The sequence below is a fragment of the Bacillus sp. LR_5 genome, from assembly GCF_042709275.1.
On record NZ_JAVAXX010000576.1, the window covers coordinates 1 to 1,477 of the forward strand.

Consider the following 1,477-nt stretch of genomic DNA (forward strand, 5'->3'; position numbering starts at 1 on the left):
CAGCAGTTTTTTTTCGTTAAAAAACATGGAAAAACATAACGTTTATTCTATGCACAGATCATATGAAGGTGTATACTATTCTCTGAAAGGGAGCATGTGAGAAACAGAAGATTCTAGGAGGTTAACTCAAATGGCAGCCGATCGAAACACCGGTCATACAGAAGAGGACAAACTTGATGTATTAAAATCAACCCAAACCGTAATACATAAGGCTCTGGAAAAATTGGGATATCCTGAAGAAGTGTACGAACTGTTAAAGGAGCCGATGAGATTATTAACGGTAAAAATACCTGTTCGTATGGACGACGGTTCAGTAAAGATTTTTACAGGTTATCGTGCGCAGCACAATGACTCTGTCGGTCCGACGAAAGGCGGGATACGTTTTCACCCGAACGTAACAGAAAAAGAGGTGAAGGCGCTTTCTATTTGGATGAGTTTAAAATGCGGCATAATTGATCTTCCATATGGCGGTGGTAAAGGCGGAATTGTTTGTGATCCAAGGGATATGTCGTTTAGAGAGCTGGAGCGTCTGAGCAGAGGGTATGTCAGAGCGATCAGCCAAATTGTCGGCCCGACAAAAGACGTGCCGGCACCGGATGTATTTACAAACTCACAAATCATGGCTTGGATGATGGATGAGTATTCAAGAATTGATGAATTTAATTCGCCTGGATTTATTACAGGCAAACCGCTTGTGCTTGGCGGATCTCACGGGAGAGAATCTGCGACAGCAAAAGGTGTTACCATCTGTATTAAAGAAGCGGCTAAGAAGAGAGGCATCGATATTAAAGGTGCGCGTGTCGTTGTCCAAGGCTTCGGAAACGCGGGAAGCTATTTGGCAAAATTTATGCATGATGCGGGGGCAAAAGTTGTCGGCATCTCAGATGCGTATGGCGGACTTTATGATCCGGAAGGCCTTGATATCGATTATTTACTCGACCGACGCGACAGCTTCGGTACCGTAACAAAGCTTTTCAACGATACCATTACCAACCAAGAGCTGCTGGAGCTGGATTGTGATATTCTCGTTCCTGCTGCGATTGAAAATCAAATTACAGAAGAAAATGCCCATAATATCCGGGCTAAAATTGTCGTTGAAGCAGCGAACGGACCAACAACGCTTGAAGGAACAAAAATTCTTTCAGACCGGGACATTCTGCTTGTACCAGACGTGCTGGCAAGTGCCGGTGGCGTAACAGTTTCTTATTTTGAATGGGTTCAGAATAACCAAGGCTTCTACTGGAGTGAAGAAGAGGTAGAAGAAAAATTAGAAAAAATGATGGTCAAATCATTTAACAATATTTATGAAATGGCTAACAACCGAAGAATTGACATGAGGCTCGCTGCATATATGGTCGGCGTTCGCAAAATGGCTGAAGCTTCGCGTTTTAGAGGCTGGATATAAGTTGATGATTTGCATAAAAATAAAAAATCTCCTATGATAAAATAGGAGATTTTTTTATTCGGAAATAGAAAA

1 protein-coding gene is annotated in these 1,477 nt (G+C 42.3%); it reads left to right on the plus strand.

The genetic code is table 11. From position 1 onward, the window contains the following. Positions 1–130: 130 nt before the first annotated feature. Positions 131–1,405, plus strand: coding sequence for an NAD-specific glutamate dehydrogenase (gene gudB / locus RAC86_RS38615; RefSeq protein WP_003230536.1), 1,275 nt, complete (start codon positions 131–133; stop codon positions 1,403–1,405). The last annotated feature ends 72 nt before the right edge of the window (positions 1,406–1,477 follow it).

What these genes read in the sequence shown, in the direction of transcription:
- gudB (WP_003230536.1), top strand. Translation starts at nt 131, where the DNA reads ATGGCAGCCGATCGAAACACCGGTCATACAGAAGAGGACAAACTTGAT.